This window comes from Flavobacterium difficile, assembly GCF_011392115.1.
Lineage (GTDB): Bacteria > Bacteroidota > Bacteroidia > Flavobacteriales > Flavobacteriaceae > Flavobacterium > Flavobacterium difficile.
The window spans coordinates 538,263-554,939 of record NZ_JAAJBT010000001.1; the positions used below are offsets into that span (position 1 = coordinate 538,263).

15 protein-coding genes are annotated in these 16,677 nt (G+C 29.7%); 12 read left to right on the forward strand and 3 right to left on the reverse strand.

Features of this window, described 5'->3' with window-relative positions:
- Positions 1–6: 6 nt before the first annotated feature.
- From G4D72_RS02300 to G4D72_RS02330, 7 genes are all read left to right on the forward strand, one after another.
- Positions 7–1,680, forward strand: a complete 1,674-nt coding sequence (locus G4D72_RS02300; RefSeq protein WP_166075971.1) for an MBOAT family O-acyltransferase — start codon at positions 7–9, stop codon at positions 1,678–1,680.
- A 61-nt stretch (positions 1,681–1,741) separates the two neighbouring features.
- On the forward strand, positions 1,742–1,945 hold the full coding sequence (locus tag G4D72_RS02305) for a hypothetical protein (RefSeq protein WP_166075972.1): 204 nt from the start codon (positions 1,742–1,744) through the stop codon (positions 1,943–1,945).
- Complete coding sequence (gene trxA, locus G4D72_RS02310) at positions 1,938–2,240, forward strand: thioredoxin (RefSeq protein ID WP_166075973.1); 303 nt, start codon at positions 1,938–1,940, stop codon at positions 2,238–2,240. Before G4D72_RS02305 ends, trxA begins: the two co-directional genes overlap by 8 nt.
- 118 nt (positions 2,241–2,358) lie before the next feature.
- Positions 2,359–2,826 (forward strand): hypothetical protein, encoded by a 468-nt coding sequence (locus G4D72_RS02315; RefSeq protein ID WP_166075974.1) that lies wholly within the window; start codon positions 2,359–2,361, stop codon positions 2,824–2,826.
- Between the two features lie 83 nt (positions 2,827–2,909).
- Positions 2,910–3,086: a hypothetical protein gene (locus tag G4D72_RS02320; RefSeq protein ID WP_166075975.1), complete on the forward strand. Its 177-nt coding sequence runs from the start codon at positions 2,910–2,912 to the stop codon at positions 3,084–3,086.
- 118 nt (positions 3,087–3,204) lie between these two features.
- A complete protein-coding gene (gene ffh / locus G4D72_RS02325; RefSeq protein ID WP_166075976.1) occupies positions 3,205–4,560 on the forward strand; it encodes a signal recognition particle protein in 1,356 nt (451 codons plus the stop codon).
- 59 nt (positions 4,561–4,619) lie between these two features.
- Positions 4,620–5,495, forward strand: coding sequence for a bifunctional 5,10-methylenetetrahydrofolate dehydrogenase/5,10-methenyltetrahydrofolate cyclohydrolase (locus G4D72_RS02330; RefSeq protein WP_166075977.1), 876 nt, complete (start codon positions 4,620–4,622; stop codon positions 5,493–5,495).
- A gap of 25 nt (positions 5,496–5,520) precedes the next feature.
- On the opposite strand, the gene G4D72_RS02335 is transcribed toward G4D72_RS02330, so the two are convergent.
- Entirely contained in the window at positions 5,521–6,210 is a 690-nt protein-coding gene (locus G4D72_RS02335; RefSeq protein ID WP_166075978.1) for a hypothetical protein, read from the reverse strand.
- A gap of 519 nt (positions 6,211–6,729) precedes the next feature.
- Here G4D72_RS02335 and G4D72_RS02340 point away from each other — a divergent pair.
- From G4D72_RS02340 to G4D72_RS02355, 4 genes are read left to right on the forward strand one after another with little or no spacing between them, the layout of a single operon-like run.
- Complete coding sequence (locus tag G4D72_RS02340; protein ID WP_166075979.1) at positions 6,730–8,697, forward strand: peptidylprolyl isomerase; 1,968 nt, start codon at positions 6,730–6,732, stop codon at positions 8,695–8,697.
- Positions 8,698–8,703: 6 nt separating this feature from the next.
- A complete protein-coding gene (locus G4D72_RS02345; protein ID WP_166075980.1) occupies positions 8,704–9,549 on the forward strand; it encodes a hypothetical protein in 846 nt (281 codons plus the stop codon).
- The gene (locus G4D72_RS02350; RefSeq protein ID WP_166076091.1) at positions 9,512–10,891 is read left to right on the forward strand and encodes a peptidylprolyl isomerase; all 1,380 of its coding nucleotides are present in this window, start codon (positions 9,512–9,514) and stop codon (positions 10,889–10,891) included. The genes G4D72_RS02345 and G4D72_RS02350 overlap by 38 nt, the downstream gene beginning before the upstream one ends.
- A gap of 57 nt (positions 10,892–10,948) precedes the next feature.
- Positions 10,949–11,902, forward strand: a complete 954-nt coding sequence (locus tag G4D72_RS02355) for an AAA family ATPase (protein ID WP_166075981.1) — start codon at positions 10,949–10,951, stop codon at positions 11,900–11,902.
- Between the two features lie 12 nt (positions 11,903–11,914).
- Here G4D72_RS02355 and xrtN read toward each other — a convergent pair whose 3' ends face one another.
- Together xrtN and G4D72_RS02365 are read right to left on the reverse strand one after the other, a co-directional pair.
- Positions 11,915–13,168, reverse strand: coding sequence for an exosortase N (gene xrtN, locus G4D72_RS02360; protein WP_166075982.1), 1,254 nt, complete (start codon positions 13,166–13,168; stop codon positions 11,915–11,917).
- Positions 13,168–15,663, reverse strand: coding sequence for an XrtN system VIT domain-containing protein (locus G4D72_RS02365; RefSeq protein WP_166075983.1), 2,496 nt, complete (start codon positions 15,661–15,663; stop codon positions 13,168–13,170). Before G4D72_RS02365 ends, xrtN begins: the two co-directional genes overlap by 1 nt.
- Positions 15,664–15,835: 172 nt before the next feature.
- On the opposite strand from G4D72_RS02365, the gene G4D72_RS02370 reads away from it, so the two are divergent.
- Positions 15,836–16,519, forward strand: a complete 684-nt coding sequence (locus G4D72_RS02370) for a carboxylesterase family protein (RefSeq protein ID WP_166075985.1) — start codon at positions 15,836–15,838, stop codon at positions 16,517–16,519.
- Positions 16,520–16,677 lie beyond the last annotated feature (158 nt).

Here is a 16,677-nt window from a genome sequence, read left to right on the forward strand (position 1 = left end):
AGAAGCGTGTTACAAGAATGGTTTTATAAAAATATAGGAAAGGTTACTCCAGAAGTAGTAGAAAAATGGTTCGTTTATAACGAAAAAGAACCTTTGCTTTTTAATACAGGCTTATTTTTAGGCTTATTTTTAGTTTTTTATTTTTGGTATATTTTGCTAAGAAAAGCAAATACGTTGCGTATGATTTACGTGATTATTTTTTCTTTGTTTTTCTACTATAAATCAAGTGGGATTTACTTTTTATTATTACTAGGTTCTGCGGTAGTAGACTATAATTTAGGAAATTTAGTTCATCGAACTTCAAGTGTTTTAAACAAAAAACTATGCTTAACGTTTAGTATTATTCTGAATTTAGGATTTTTAGGGTATTTCAAATACAGTAATTTTTTAATTGATACATGGAATCAAATTTCTCAAGGAAATTTAAAAGGATTTGACGTGATTTTACCTGTGGGAATTTCGTTTTACACCTTTCAATCTATCAGTTACATTATTGAAGTGTATCGAAAAGAAATCGAACCTACCAAACGATTTGTGGACTATTTATTTTTCGTTTCCTTTTTCCCGCAATTAGTAGCTGGACCAATCGTTAGAGCGAAAGATTTCTTACCACAAATTTATCAGAAATTAAATGTTACACAAGACGATATTAACCGCGCTTTTTTATTGATAATTGGAGGTTTAATTAAAAAAACAGTAATCTCTGATTATATCTCTTTAAACTTTGTAGATCGGGTTTTCGATTTGCCAAATAGTTACACGCCTTTCGAAAACTTAATGGCTTCTTATGGCTATACCATTCAAATTTATTGTGATTTTTCGGGATATTCAGATATGGCAATTGGTGTGGCTTTATTATTAGGTTTCAAATTACCAACCAACTTCCGTTCGCCATATAAATCGACATCAATTACAGATTTTTGGCGTCGTTGGCACATTTCCTTATCTACTTGGTTAAAAGATTTCTTATACATTTCAGTAGGAGGAAACCGTTACGGAACGTTTGCAGGGTTTTTATTTCCTGGTTTGTTTTTTGTAGGTTTAATTATTTGGGGAATTTCTTTTTCAGCAACAAGTACAATTCCTTTACTTATTGCAGTAGCTTCAACCGTAATTTTTGCTTTTACATTTTTATTTTCTAAAGAAAAAGAAAAAACCATGTACACTAATGTTAACTTAATGACTACTATGTTGTTAGGAGGATTGTGGCACGGTGCAAGTTTGCGATTCATAATTTGGGGTGCTTTACACGGAATGGCCTTAGCTGTTCATAAAATATTTTTAGAATATTATCCGCCAGCAAAACGTAAGATATTCTTTATTACTCCCTTTTTAAAGTTTTTTGCTATAGTTGTTACGTTTCATTTTGTAGCCTTCTGTTGGATTTTCTTCCGTGCAAAAGATTTTACTACGGCGTTACAAATCATTCAAAATATTGGAAAAGTTACTTTCGATTTCAATCAGTGGTTAACGATTACTCAAGGGTATCAAAACGTATTTGTCTTAATGTTCTTAGGTTATTTTTGGCATTATATTCCAGAAAAAGTAACTGTTGCCATTCAAAATGTATTTAAAGCGATGCCTCTAATTACTAGAGCTATTGTTTTAGGATTAGTTTTCTGGCTAGTTTTTGCAACTGCTTCTGCCGGGCCGCAACCTTTCATTTATTTTCAGTTTTAATGTAATCTTTGTTACAAAGCAAACGTTTTAGTTTTGTACTTTTACTTAAAGAATTGAAAAGATGAAGAAAATACTATTTGATAATTGGCATTTTATGCGCTATTTTAGAATTGCTGTATCAAGTTTTTGTTTTTACTCGGCTTATGAACAGCAGCAATGGGTTTTTGTTGCATTTGGAATTTTCTTTTTATTTCAGGCAATTTTTAATTTAGGTTGCGGTCCAAGAGGTTGCAATCTACCTACAAAAAACAGAAAAGATGAGTAAATTTCAAGAATTAATTAATGGAAATAAGCCCGTATTAATTGACTTTTTTGCTACTTGGTGCGGACCTTGTCAAGCTTTAGCACCAATTTTAGTAGAAGTTAAAGAAGATTTAGGTGAAACAGTAAGTATCATTAAAGTTGATGTAGATAAAAATCAAGAAATTGCAGCTCAATTTCAAGTAAAAGGTGTTCCCACTATGATGTTGTTTCAAAACGGAAAAATGTTATGGCGACAATCGGGTGTAGTTTCTAAAAATGAAATTGTGAGTATTGTGAAACAAAAAAGCAATGTTTAAAAAATTTTTCATAACATTTTTTGAGTTTTTTGAATTATGTCAAATACAAAAGTGTTGATAGTCAGAGTGTAAGCACAATATTTTGCTATTTTTTACGTTATATGATAAAACTACTATTATGAAAAAAATCAAATTAATCTCAGCTTTTGCATTATTTTTTATGCTAACCACAGCAATGACTTGTAATGACAATGATGACAGTCCATCAAACAATTCTGTAGATCCAACACCAGTGATCAATACGGTAAACAATGGAAATTGGAGAATTACGCTTTATAACGATTCTGGCAGCATAGAAACTAACAACTTTGCAAATTATATTTTTACTTTTGGTGCAAATAATGTACTAACCGCAGTAAACGGAAGTACAACAGTTACAGGTGTTTGGTCGGTAACCTCAGATAATAGTCTGGATGATAGTCCAAGTAACGATTTAGATTTTAATATTGCCTTTTCTACTCCAGCAACTTTTACAGAATTAACTGAAGATTGGAATATTATTTCTTACAATGCAACAAAAATCGAACTTATTCATGTTAGTGGAGGCAACGGTGGAACTGATTATCTGACTTTTGAAAAAAATTAAGATAATTTTATTATTTTCATTTATAAAATTTTATATATTTGAATTCTATAATTATTTAATAAATTAATTTAAAAATAAATATCATGAAAAAAGTATTGTCAATCGTTGCTATTATGGCGTTTATGGTTTCTTCAGCTTCAGTAGTAACTTTCAAAGAAAAAGAAAAGAAAAAGGCTAAGACTGAAAAAGCTTGTACAGATAAAAAAGATGGTAAATCTTGTTCAACAGCAGCTAAAAAATCTTGTTGTTCAAAAAAATAATAAGTTTTTATTAAAAATTTAACCGTTTATGAAAATAAGCGGTTTTTTTTATTTCAATAATTTGATATCTTAAAAATCAAATTACTAAATTTGCACTTCATTAAAAAGCTCAATTATTATGTTTGATAATCTTACCGATAAGTTAGATAAAGCATTCCATATACTAAAAGGACACGGAAAAATTACCGATGTAAATGTTGCTGATACGTTAAAAGAAGTGCGTCGTGCGTTATTAGATGCCGATGTTAATTTTAAAATTGCTAAAGATTTTACCACTCGTGTAAAAGACAAAGCTATAGGAGAAAACGTATTAACTACTTTACAACCAGGTCAGTTGTTGGTGAAATTAGTTAAAGATGAATTGACAGAATTAATGGGTGGTGATGTTGCGGGTGTTAATTTATCTGGAAATCCTACCGTAATTTTAATGTCTGGTTTACAAGGGTCTGGTAAAACAACTTTTTCTGGAAAGTTAGCCAATTTCTTAAAAACTAAGAAAAATAAAAAACCATTATTAGTTGCTTGTGATATTTACCGTCCGGCTGCAATTAACCAGTTGCACGTTGTTGGAGATCAAATTGGTGTAGAAGTATATTCAGAACCTGAAAATAAGAATGCAGTTTCTATTGCTGAAAACGCTATTAAGCATGCAAAAGCTAACGGTTTTAACGTAGTAATTATTGACACAGCTGGTCGTTTAGCAGTGGATGAAGAAATGATGAACGAAATTGCAAACGTTCATAAAGCAATTACGCCACATGAAACTTTGTTTGTTGTGGATGCCATGACGGGTCAAGATGCAGTAAATACAGCCAAAGCTTTTAATGACAGACTAAACTTTGACGGAGTTATTTTAACAAAATTAGATGGTGATACTCGTGGTGGAGCAGCTATCTCTATTAAATCGGTTGTCAATAAACCTATAAAATTTATCGGTACTGGAGAAAAAATGGATGCTATTGATGTGTTCTATCCTTCTCGTATGGCTGAAAGAATTTTAGGAATGGGAGATGTGGTGTCTTTAGTGGAAAGAGCTCAAGCACAATACGATGAAGAAGAAGCTAGAAAAATTCAGAAGAAAATTGCTAAAAATGAATTTGGTTTTGATGATTTCTTGGCTCAAATTCAACAAATAAAAAAAATGGGAAGCATGAAAGATCTTGTCGGAATGATTCCTGGTGCAGGTAAAGCCTTAAAAGATGTTGAAATAGAAGATGATGCTTTTAAACATGTAGAAGCTATTATTCAATCGATGACTCCAGCAGAAAGAAGTAAGCCAGCCATAATTGATGTGAAAAGAAAAACAAGAATTGCTAAAGGAGCAGGAAGAAAAATTGAAGAAGTAAATCAATTGATGAAACAATTCGATCAAATGAGCAAAATGATGAAAATGATGCAAGGCGGAGGCGGAAAAAAACTGATGCAAATGATGGGCGGAATGAAAGGAATGCCATCAATGCCTAGAATGAAATGATGTAAAGACGCGATGTATCGCGTCTTTTTTATATAAATACAACACACAAATTTATACACATGCAACTACTCGACGGAAAAAAAGTATCAGAAGAAATTAAGGAAGAAATTGCTGCAGAAGTAGCAAAAATGAAAGCTAAAGGCGAAAAAGTACCTCATTTAGCAGCTATTATTGTAGGAAATGATGGCGCAAGTTTAACGTATGTTGGTAGTAAAGTAAAGGCTTGCGAAAGAGTGGGTTTTGAGTCTACCTTAATTAAAATGCCAAGTACCACTTCTGAAACAGAGTTACTAAAAAAAATTAAAGAATTAAACGAAGACAGCAATATCGATGGGTTTATTGTGCAATTGCCTTTGCCGCCACAAATTGATACGCAAGAAGTGATTATGGCCATTCACCCTTCTAAAGATGTAGACGGATTTCATCCAGAGAATTTTGGAAAAATGGCGTTGGATATGAGCACGTTTATTCCAGCTACACCATTTGGGATTTTAGAATTATTGGAAAGATATAACGTACAAACTCAAGGAAAGCATACAGTTGTGATTGGAAGAAGCCACATTGTAGGACGGCCAATGAGTATTTTAATGGGTAGAAAAGGTTTTCCAGGAAATTCAACAGTAACGGTTACACATACACATACCAAAAATATTACTCAGATTACTTCTCAAGCAGATATTATTATTTCTGCTTTAGGTGTCCCAAATTATTTAAAAGCAGAAATGATTAAAGATGACGCAGTAATTATTGATGTTGGAATTACACGTGTAATCGACGAAACAACAGAAAAAGGTTATAAAATTGTTGGTGATGTAGATTTTGAAAACGTTTCTAAAAAAGCTTCATACATCACACCAGTTCCTGGAGGAGTTGGTCCTATGACAATTGCCATGTTATTAAAAAATACACTTATTGCAAGAGCAAATAAAAAATAAAATGAATTAAAAAAAATGAGTCTTTTTAAAGACTCATTTTTTTTAATTCATTTTCTCTTAAAACGATAAATTTATAAAATGCAAAATGAGATATTCCCGATGAAAAAATTACCATTTGATATATAGATCCGTTTTTTAAATAAAATTTATTGATAAAAAATGCACCAATCTGTATGATGAACAAAATGGAACTAATAATTAACCAATATCCTTTTAAATCATAGTTTCTATTATAATGTACAATTGCAATTCCACCCATAATAGATGTAACTAGCGAATTTGTTATCCATAAAAATTTAGTAGATCCTAAATCTGTTGCCACTAAATCTACAATTAATAAATAAATAATAAATAAAGGAAGACATAAAATTGCAATTTTTAAATAATCTTTTTTTACAACTAAAGGAAAAAGAAGATAAAGTAAACATAATTTATAAGAAAGTGATGCGACACTACCTAATATGAAAAGATTAGTACTGCCAAATGCAAAAAATAAAGATGCAATTTGATAAAGTATTAACGAGACAATATAAACTACGTTTTTTTCTCCCGAAAGTAGGTAAATTACTAACAATAAAGGTATTCTTAAATACCAAAATAGGTTATGTGTCACAGGATATTCTAGAAAAGAACAGGTGCTGTACAAAATTAAATTTACAAAGAAAATAACAATTCCAATTGTAATATAATTGTTGTTGTGTGAAAAAGAATTCATAAATATTATAGGTAATAAATTTGGGGTATTTATCTTATAATTTATTTGCAAAAAAAAAAAAAAAAAAAACACTTCTAATTGAATTAGAAGTGTTCGAGAATAATTAGGTATTGGCTACCTTATTTTTTTTAATAGTGTAATACGCTATGACTATTGCGCCTATGACTAACCAAATTATTTGGGAATCAATTGGAGCAGGTAGTGGGTCAGGATCTGCAGGTGGATCAACCGGTTGAGCTGTGGAAATTAAACTTATAAAAGTAACAAAACCAGATAAGTAGAATTTAAGTAAATTGTTTTTCATTTATTTTATATTATTGGGGTTCTTTATTCAAATAACAAAAATATAAAAAAAAAATAAAAAAGAAAGATTTATTTTAAAAACTAAGAAAAAAAAGATAGATGGTCTATAATTTTGTTTTTTGATTCTAAAATTTTAGTTAATATATCTTCAATTAGTTGTTTAATTGTAATCATTTCATATTTTTGCTTGTTGCAATCAAAATCTATTTAAAAACAATGAAATTACAAAACTTATTTTTAACGTTATTTTTAATTATCTCTTGCATTTCAAGGGCTCAAAATTCAAAAGAAGTTTTATTTTCAATTGATACTACTTCCTATAATGTTGAGGAATTTAAGCGAATTTATTTAAAAAATTTAGATTTGGTGAAAGATGATTCTCAGAAAGACTTAAATCAGTATTTAGATTTGTTTGTAGGCTATAAATTAAAAGTAAATAAAGCCTATAAATTAGGATTGCAAAACGGTTCTAAATATCAAAACGAACTAAATTCATACAGAAATCAGTTATCAAAAACGTACTTAAACGATTCAAAGGTTACCAACCAACTTATAGAAGAAGCATATAGCAGAAGTTTAAAAGAAGTAAAAGCTTCCCACATATTAATAACTTTTGATGAAAATATTAAAGGATCAGATACTTTAGTTTTTTACAACAAAGCATTAGATTTGAAAAGAAGAATTGAAAAAGGAGAAAGTTTTGAGGCGGTAGCATTAGCAAATTCTCAAGATCCGTCTGTAGCTGAAAATAAAGGTAATTTAGGCTATTTTTCTGCTTTTAGAATGGTTTACCCTTTTGAGAGTGCAGCATATAAAACTAAAATCGGAGCACTTTCTAATCCGGTAAGAACTCGTTTCGGATATCATATTATTAAAGTTACAGATATTAGAGATAATAAAGGTGAAGTTACTGTAGCGCATATTATGATTTTAAATCCTGCAGATGCTACAGAAGAAGCCAAAGCCAAAGCGAAACAAACTATTGATGATATTTCTAAAAAAATTCAGCAAGGTGAAAGTTTTGAGGCTTTAGCAAGTCAGTTTTCAGAAGATAAATCAAGTGCAGCTAAAGGTGGCGTTTTACAACGATTTGGTACTGGGCAGTTGAGTTCGGAAGCTTTCGAAAATGTTGCTTTTTCATTAGAAAAACAAGGCGAAATTTCCCAACCATTTGAATCAGGTTTTGGTTGGCATATTGTAAAACTTATAGAAAAGCATCCTTTAAAAAAGATGGAAGAATCTAAGTCAGAATTAGAAGCTAAAATTAAAAGAGATGAGCGTTCTATTATAATTACGAACACTTTAGCTAACAAGCTTAAATCAAAATATTCGGTAGTAACTAATACTAAGAATTACCAAAATATTGAAAAATTAGTTACAGACGCCATATATAGTCAAACTTGGGAACTTCCAAAAGATAATTCTGCCTTAGAAAGTGAAGTTTTAGTGATTGAGAAAAATAAAAAAGTAGCAACCAATTCATTTGCATCTTATATTTTCTCTCAACAGAAAAATAAATTAACTACTAAACCACTAAAAAAATTAGTAGCTGAGTTGTATGAGTCATGGAAAAGTGAGCAATTAATCGCTTATTACACCGATAATTTGGAAAATGAATTTTCAGATTTCAAAAACGTTATGGAAGAATACAGAGACGGATTGTTGCTTTTTGATTTAATGGAAAAAGAAATTTGGACGAAATCAAAATTAGACACCATCGGGCTGAAAAATTACTATAATGACAATCTAACCAAATACATTTGGAAAGAAAGATATGATGTAGATATTTTATCTTCTACTGATGCAAAAGTTCTAGAATCAGCACAAAAGATGCTTCTAAAAGGGAAAAGTATTGAGGATATTAAAGCCAAATTTAATAAAGATAATAAAGTGCAAATAATGGTAAAATCGGGTGTTTTTGAAAAAAATTATGATGTTTTAGATAAAATTCCTGTACTTACCAAAGGGGCTAAAAATACCTATAAAGATGCAAATTATTCTTTTCTGGTTTATGTAAAGAATATAAAACCCTCGGAAACTAAAAGCTTTGATGAATGTAAAAGCAGAGTAATCAACGACTATCAACAATTTCTAGAAGCAAATTGGGTAGATACTTTAAAAAAGGAATTTACTGTAAAAATAAACCGAGAAGTTTTTGAAAAAGTAAAACAGCAATTAAAATAATATATAATGAAATACTTTGGTTGTTCCATTTTTTTGTTACTAGTACTTTCTTGTAGTAAAGAAAATACAAACAAAGAAAAAGCAATAGCTAGAGTAAATGATAGTTATTTGTATCAGAATGATTTAGAAAATTTAATCCCTTCTGGCACACCAAAGAAAGACAGTATTGCACTAGTAAAAGATTTCATTAATCGATGGGCAATGCAGCAGTTGCTTATGAATAATGCAACAAAAAATATTAGTAAAAGTAAACAAACTGAGCTGGATGAATTAATCAATCAATACAAAATAGATTTATATTCAAAAGCTTATCTCGAGCAATTAGTAGTTACCAAAGTTGATACTCTAATTACAAAAGAAGAAATTGAGAATTATTATACACTAAATAAAAATAATTTTAAAGCCAATAATCCGTTAGTGAAGTTAAGATATATTAACTTGGTTAAAGGAAATAATAAATTAAAAAGCATTAGCGCCAAGTTTTCTAGTTTTAAAGAAAAAGATAAAAAAGAACTTAAAAATTTAGCCATACAATTTAAAGATTACGCATTTAATGATAGTGTTTGGGTAGATATAGAACAAGTATATGAAAGGTTGCCTTTTGTAAATCAGGATAATTTTTCAAAATATATTGATGCTGGTATTTCATATCAATATGTAGATGCCACTTCGGTTTGGTTGGTTAAGGTGAAAAATATGATTCCTAAAAACAATATTGTTCCTTTAGATTATATCGCGCCAACAATAAAACAAATACTTTTAAATAAAAGAAAAACAGATTTAATAAATAAAATTCAAACAGAAATAACAAATGATGCCATTAAAGACAATGATTTCGAAATTTTTAAATAAAACTAACTTTTTTGCTTTTGCATTCTTACTGATTTCAGTAGTTACTTTTGCACAAAAGAAACAAAAAGTAGATGGTGTAGCAGCTGTAGTAGGAAATTATATCGTATTAGATTCAGATATCGATTTAATGTATTTAGAATTAAAAACTCAAAATATAGATACCCAAAATATTACACGTTGCGAATTATTAGGGAAGCAGTTAGAAGATAAATTGTATGCGCATCAGGCCATTCAAGATAGTATTGTAGTTACAGATGAAGAAGTGAATACGTACATGGATAACCAGATGGATGCTTTGGTAGAGCAAATGGGTTCTAAAGAAAAATTATTCGCTTATTACAAGAAAAAAGACGAGCAAGATTTTAGAAGCTATTTTTTCGAAATCATTAAAATGAACAAATTAACGTCGCAAATGCAACGTAAAATTGTAGATGATATTACTGTTACACCAGATGAAGTGAAGCAATTTTTTAATGGTATTCCTAAAGAAGAAATTCCAACTATTGGAGCAGAAATTGAACTGTCGCAAATTGTAATTAAACCCGTTGTTTCTAAAGAAGACAAACAAAAAGTAATTGATAAGTTAAACGAAATTAGAAACGATGTAATTAATAATGGCGGAAGTTTTTATAGTAAAGCCGTAATTTATTCTGAAGATCCTGGTTCAAGTTCAAACGGTGGTTATTATAAAATGAATAAAAAAACACAGTTTGTAAAAGAATTTAAAGATGTGGCTTTTCGTTTAAATGAAGGAGAAATTTCTGAACCTTTTGAAACAGAATTTGGATATCATATCATTATGATTGATAAAATTATTGGTCAAGATATTGAACTTCGTCATATTGTAATTACGCCAAAAGTATCTTCTCAGGCCATGAGAGAAGCTGCTGAAAAAATTGAAGCTATAAGAACAAAAATAGAAAAAGGTGAAATTACTTTTGAAGATGCTGCTAAAGCATCATCAGACGATAAAGAAACTAAAACTAATGGTGGGTTATTATTAAATCCTCGTTCATCTGAAGCGCGTTTTGAGATCTCAAAATTACCACCAGAATTATACAATCAAGTTAATCTTTTAAAGGAAAATGAAATGTCTAAAGTGTTTATCGAACAAGAAAGACAAGGCACAAAATTCTTCAAAATTTTAAAAGTAAACAAAAAAACAGAAGAACACAAAGCAGATTTTAGCACAGATTATATGAAAATAAAAGAATTAGCGCTTTCAGACAAACAGTTTAAAGAAATTAACAAATGGTTGGCTGAAAAAATTGAGAAAAATCATATCAAAATAAGTGCAGATTATAAAGATTGTACATTCGAAAACAACTGGTTAAAAAAATAATTTCATTTTAAAAGAAATTTTTATCTTTTTACTTTTACCTTTTATCTTTTAAAAAATATGTCAGACGTAGCAGCAATTGAAAAATTAGTTCAAAAACAAAAGCAATTAAAACAAGAAATTGCTAAAATTATTGTAGGTCAGGATGAAGTAGTGAATCAAATTGTTTTGAGTATTTTTTCTGGTGGTCATGCACTTTTAGTAGGTGTGCCTGGTTTAGCCAAAACCTTAATGGTAAATACCATTTCTGAAGCATTAGGATTAAATTTTAAACGCATTCAGTTTACGCCAGATTTAATGCCTTCTGATATCTTAGGAAGTGAAATTTTAGATGAATCTAGAAATTTTAAATTCATAAAAGGACCAATTTTTTCAAATATTATTTTGGCAGATGAGATCAACAGAACACCACCAAAAACGCAAGCAGCTTTATTAGAAGCCATGCAAGAAAAGTCAGTTACTGTTGCCGGGCAAAGTTTTAAATTAGATTTACCGTTTTTCGTTTTAGCTACACAAAACCCTATCGAACAAGAAGGAACTTATCCGTTACCAGAAGCACAATTAGACCGTTTCATGTTCGCTATAAATCTAGATTATCCTACTTTTGAAGAGGAAGTACAAGTGGTAAAAGCTACAACATCTGATGTAAAAGTAACCATCAATCCTTTGTTTTCTGCCGAAGAAATTATAGAATATCAAAATCTAATCAGAAAAATTCCAGTTACAGATAATGTAATAGAATATGCGGTATCTTTAGTTTCAAAAACGCGTCCAAATAATCCATTGGCTACAGATTTTGTTAAAAATTATTTAGATTGGGGCGCTGGACCACGTGCTTCGCAAAGTTTAATTTTAGCAGCAAAAACTAATGCCGCTATAAATGGAAAATTTTCTCCAGATATTGAAGATATCCAAGCGGTAGCTTTCGGAATTTTACGTCACAGAATAGTAAAAAATTACAAAGCAGACGCCGAAGGAATTTCAGAAGAAGATATTATTAGAAAATTGTTTTAATATATAAAAAGCCTAACTTCTGTTAGGCTTTTTGCTTTCTATACTGATTTCATTAATCAAGCGGATGGGTTGGTTATAAATCAATTTCATGAGCATGACTTCAATAAACGAGTTGTATTTTTTATTGCCACATTCATACCACCAATACGAATCGTATATAACCTTGTTTTTCTCCATTTTATTATACCAAATGGTCTCATGGTTTCGAGTGATTTCTTTCGATTCGAAAATGCGATATCCGTCGCCTGTCCAACAAATTAAAGGTTTGTGTATTGGTGTTTTTATATAAATTAGTTTTTGCTCTTCTATAATTTTAAAGACTTCCGAATTGACCCATTTCCCGTTTTTTAAATTGTATGCTGGATTCAAATTAACTAATAAATCGAGATTTTGTTCTTTTTTCATTTCTACACTGGTAATCAACACTAAAATTAAGGCTATACCAATTGGTGCGATATTTAGATGTTTAGTTGTTGTAGTTTCGGTAGTGATTTTTGGTTTAAAATACCGAATCAATACTAACATTGGTACCACTTGATACATCGTAAAACAAACCAGTCCAACACTATGATGTAAGGCATTTTCTTGTGTACAATCTAAAAGAATTAAAGTTACAATTCTGAAGTAATTGGAAATAATATTTAAAACAATTAAGGCGATTGAGAAAAGGATAATTGGAAAAATTCCAAAATATTTTTTTTCCTTTTTTTCTTCTAAGGTTAAAAGTATGGCACCAGTTAATAAGCCTGTTTTAAACATGGAAAGTCCCATACAAGCCGTATCAATTGTAATTTTTGCACCTTCAATATAAAAATTAACGCCTTCAATTTTATCAATTTCAATCACATTTTTTAAAGTGATAAAAACCACATAACAAAGTTGTTGCTTAATCTCGGTGGTTAAATGTTCGAAAAATTTATTAAATACACTAGAAAATAACAAAATACAAATGAAAGCAATAAAAGAAAATCTCTTAGTTATGCTATAATACACCAAGCAGATTAAAAGCATCAATGACAAAAAATGTAACGACTTGGTATGCAATCTATAACTTATAAATTCAAATCCTATAATTATAGCTATAAGTAAATAATTGATTTTTATTTTAGTAGTTCTACTTCCTATTATAAATAAAATAACAGAAAACAAGATGCCGAAAAAGTCACTGTCTAATCCAAAAAATAAAATTTTATGGTTAAACGCTAACAATCCAATTACTAAAGTGGCAATTATATGTATCTTGTATTTTTCTAAGTATGAAATCATTATGCGGTTTTTCTTTGGTTTTTATAATAAAAAAACAACATTCCTAATGCTAAGAAAATTAATGCCCATTCGTGCGGTTCCGGAACAGCTCCGTCATTTTTGATGGAAGCATTTCCTAATGTGTTCACATTTTTTTCAATCCCATTTTTTTCGTAATCTTCATCTGTTTCTAAAACCAGTAATGATGAAATAGGGGTTACAATATTTGCTTCTTTAGCCAATGAAACAAACTGATTTTGAGCTGTAGTATCACTCTGTATTTTTACTTGTTCTTCTAAGACTTTATTAAAGGCATACATTCTGAAAATATGATTGTTGCCGTTTTTTTCTGTTTCAGTGGTTAAGTCATTTTCTTGAATGGAAATATTCGCCGACTCAATATTTATTAGATTCTCTGCACTTTTATTTATGGGAAAACTATGGGTTTGAATTGTGTTTATACAGTTTTTCAAATCCATTTTAGCATATGTAATGTATTTTTGTTCTTTTACCGTTTGCCAAAATGGATTTAAGTTATCCGATATATTTATAACTTTAATCTTTTTATTTTTGGTAGTAGTTTTTACTTTTTTTAAGTATTTAGAGGTTGCTAATTCTTCAAAGTTTGCAGACATCATTCCGCATTTTGTTACAACTAAACTCTTTTCTTTTAAGTTGTAAAAAGGAAGAAGCGAATAGCTAAGATTTTCAAATTTCTCAAATACAATTTTATAATTCTGATTATTGATTTCTTGTTTTTCATCATCACGAATTACATAGTATTTTTGATTGTTATTGCTCAATAGAGATTCAATTTCGTCTAATTTCCAATTGCTATTTAAATCCAAAATAATTTCACTTGGTGTAAACTGACTTTTTGTAGTTTCTATTTCATTTATTTCATACACTTTGTTTTTCCATACAAAAGATTTTGAATAGGTCTTAACGTTTAACGGCATTTCAGCATTCCAACTTTCTAAACCTATCGATTCATTTATTTGAAATTTTTCTTTTAGTTCAAAATTTTTAGATGTTTTAATAGTAGAGCTTCCTACTACTTGCAGTCTGGAAATGGTTTTGGCAGCATTAATATTTGGACCTTTTATATCCAGACTTTCGTAAATCATTTTATTTTTATCCACCTGAAGTGGAGTAGTAAAGCCACATTTAAATGTTCTAGGTAATTCGTAACTAATTGGAAATACTCTCACCACTACTCGGTTTCCCTCTTTCCATTGCATTAAAGATGGGTCTCTTGCCTCTACACCGACTATTTGTTTATATGCTTTTTCAGCTTTTTCTTTGGTAGTTAATACGCCTTTTCTTTCTACTCCATTTACCCAAAGTGATAAGGATGTAGCCACTGCACCTTCTGGAAGTTGAAACGAATAGATGGCTTCTTTTTGTCCCCAAGTTTTTTCTGCACAAGCAATATCCATAGTAATTTCTGTATACGCCAATCTATGATCTGCAAAAATCTTCACATCTTCTTTGATGTTTTTTGTAAATAAATCAGTACCACTCCATAATTGTTCTTCGGTTTCCAATCTTTTATCAAAGTTCGATTTTAAAATATTTATTCTATCATCTTTGCTAATATTTAAAGGTTCGCAAAACACATAAGCTAAATTTATAATCGGATTATGTGTTTTTCTTTCATTATATTGTTTGGTTCCAAAATCACCAAAACCTCTAAATTCAAAAAAGTTTTCTGATGCAATATAAACGAGGTCTTTTTTTAGAATGATTTCGTTAAAAAAGTTTGGGTTTAGATTTTGTGAAATGACGATGTAAGTAGGCAAATCAATACTTGTTTCTTCAAAGGAATTTGTAGTACTAAAAGCATTTATTTTTTTACTTTCATTGTTTAATAAAACGGTAAAAATGATAAAACTTACACTAGGAAGAATGAATCCTGTTGAAAAGGCAATTAAATTAGGTCGCTGATTGGGAATTGCTTTTATGATAGTTAAAACATGCACTACGGTAACAATTAGGGGAACAATTCCATAAAAGCCTAAACCTAATGCAATAATTCCAATAAATGAGTAAGGTGCAAATGGTATTAAATATACACTGTAATAAATAATCAGCAAAAAAGTACTTCCATTGATAAGATAGAATAGAGGTGAAGCATATTTATGTTTGTAGTTCGAATAAATAGCAAAATTAGTAAAGCAAAAAACAAAAGTTGTTACATACACCCATATTGGTAAATTTTCAAAAATATTGATAAATACATTTGTGGAAAAGCATCCAATAAACCAGTTTAAAAATAAAAACGGAAGTAAATGCTTATACTTTTCTTTATATTTTAATACATGATATGTTACTATAACTCCAAATGCTAATTCTACTACAATTGTAAAAAAAGCAAAAAACTCGAGCATCTTAAAGTTATTTTCATCTGAATTTAAAGCTATAATAAGCATAATTGTACTCAATATCGTAATTACGATACTCGATTTTACACCCGGTTGGCGGTAAAAATAGTTTGTTTTTTCTGTGGTTTCCATCGTTGATAAATTTAATAATTAAAAGTACTTTGAATTACAAAGTTATAATTAATTTTGAATTAGGATGAATTTTTTACTTTTATTTTAATAAAACTTTAAGGGAACATAGTTTTAGTTGTTTGGTTAAGTTGTTACATTTGTACTGATTTGAAATTAAATCTGAACCATTCTCATGAAAAAACTGATCCTTTTATTTCTAGTTATTACATTTTCTTTTCAACAACCAGAAGAGAAATTACATACAGTTATTGGAAAAACAACTTATCCATTTTGGCTTCAAATTCCAAAAACCGTTACTAAAGAAGAGAAACTTCCAGTTTTAATTTTTCTTCATGGGAAAAGTCTTTCCGGAACAGATTTAAATAGGGTAAAGCGTTATGGTGTTTTACGTGCGATGGATAAAGGAAGAAAAATAAATGCGATCGTAATTGCACCTCAAATTGCTTCGGGAAATTGGAATCCAGATAAAGTATTAGAAATTCTAACCTACGTTCAAAAAAATTATCCTACAGATGAAAAACGCGTTTATGTTTGTGGAATGAGTTTAGGAGGTTACGGAACCATGCATTTCGTTGGAAAATATCCAGACAGAGTCACCGCAGCTGTGGCGATTTGTGGCGGTGGAAATGTTGCAGATGGTTGTAATTTGGCTAAAGTTCCTATGTGGATTCAACATGGTGATAAAGATTATATTGTAAAACTATCTGAATCTCAGAAGGTTTATAATGCTATAAAAAAATGCAATCCCAATGCAGATGCAACACTAACCATAATAAAAGGTGGGAATCATGGAAGTGTCGAGAGTTTGTTTCATCAAGACGCTATGTATGATTGGATGTTTAAATATAAAAAATAGCGACTTGTTCAGATTGGTTTTATCAATTTGACAAAATACTATGTTGTTTTTTTCGAAATTCGTAGTTTAATTTCTTAAAATTAAGAATTCCTAAAGAAGTTGTTTTTTTTATAGCTATTTTTGAATTTAATTCAGTAAAATAGAATAATTACAAATAA

Excerpts from the sequence above, each read along its gene's own strand:
- G4D72_RS02305 (WP_166075972.1), top strand. The coding sequence starts at position 1,742 with ATGAAGAAAATACTATTTGATAATTGGCATTTTATGCGCTATTTTAGA.
- trxA (WP_166075973.1), top strand. The coding sequence starts at position 1,938 with ATGAGTAAATTTCAAGAATTAATTAATGGAAATAAGCCCGTATTAATT.
- G4D72_RS02315 (WP_166075974.1), top strand. The coding sequence starts at position 2,359 with ATGAAAAAAATCAAATTAATCTCAGCTTTTGCATTATTTTTTATGCTA.
- G4D72_RS02320 (WP_166075975.1), top strand. The coding sequence starts at position 2,910 with ATGAAAAAAGTATTGTCAATCGTTGCTATTATGGCGTTTATGGTTTCT.
- ffh (WP_166075976.1), top strand. The coding sequence starts at position 3,205 with ATGTTTGATAATCTTACCGATAAGTTAGATAAAGCATTCCATATACTA.
- G4D72_RS02330 (WP_166075977.1), top strand. The coding sequence starts at position 4,620 with ATGCAACTACTCGACGGAAAAAAAGTATCAGAAGAAATTAAGGAAGAA.
- G4D72_RS02335 (WP_166075978.1), bottom strand. The coding sequence starts at position 6,210 with ATGAATTCTTTTTCACACAACAACAATTATATTACAATTGGAATTGTT.
- G4D72_RS02340 (WP_166075979.1), top strand. The coding sequence starts at position 6,730 with ATGAAATTACAAAACTTATTTTTAACGTTATTTTTAATTATCTCTTGC.
- G4D72_RS02345 (WP_166075980.1), top strand. The coding sequence starts at position 8,704 with ATGAAATACTTTGGTTGTTCCATTTTTTTGTTACTAGTACTTTCTTGT.
- G4D72_RS02350 (WP_166076091.1), top strand. The coding sequence starts at position 9,512 with ATGCCATTAAAGACAATGATTTCGAAATTTTTAAATAAAACTAACTTT.
- G4D72_RS02355 (WP_166075981.1), top strand. The coding sequence starts at position 10,949 with ATGTCAGACGTAGCAGCAATTGAAAAATTAGTTCAAAAACAAAAGCAA.
- xrtN (WP_166075982.1), bottom strand. The coding sequence starts at position 13,168 with ATGATTTCATACTTAGAAAAATACAAGATACATATAATTGCCACTTTA.
- G4D72_RS02365 (WP_166075983.1), bottom strand. The coding sequence starts at position 15,663 with ATGGAAACCACAGAAAAAACAAACTATTTTTACCGCCAACCGGGTGTA.
- G4D72_RS02370 (WP_166075985.1), top strand. The coding sequence starts at position 15,836 with ATGAAAAAACTGATCCTTTTATTTCTAGTTATTACATTTTCTTTTCAA.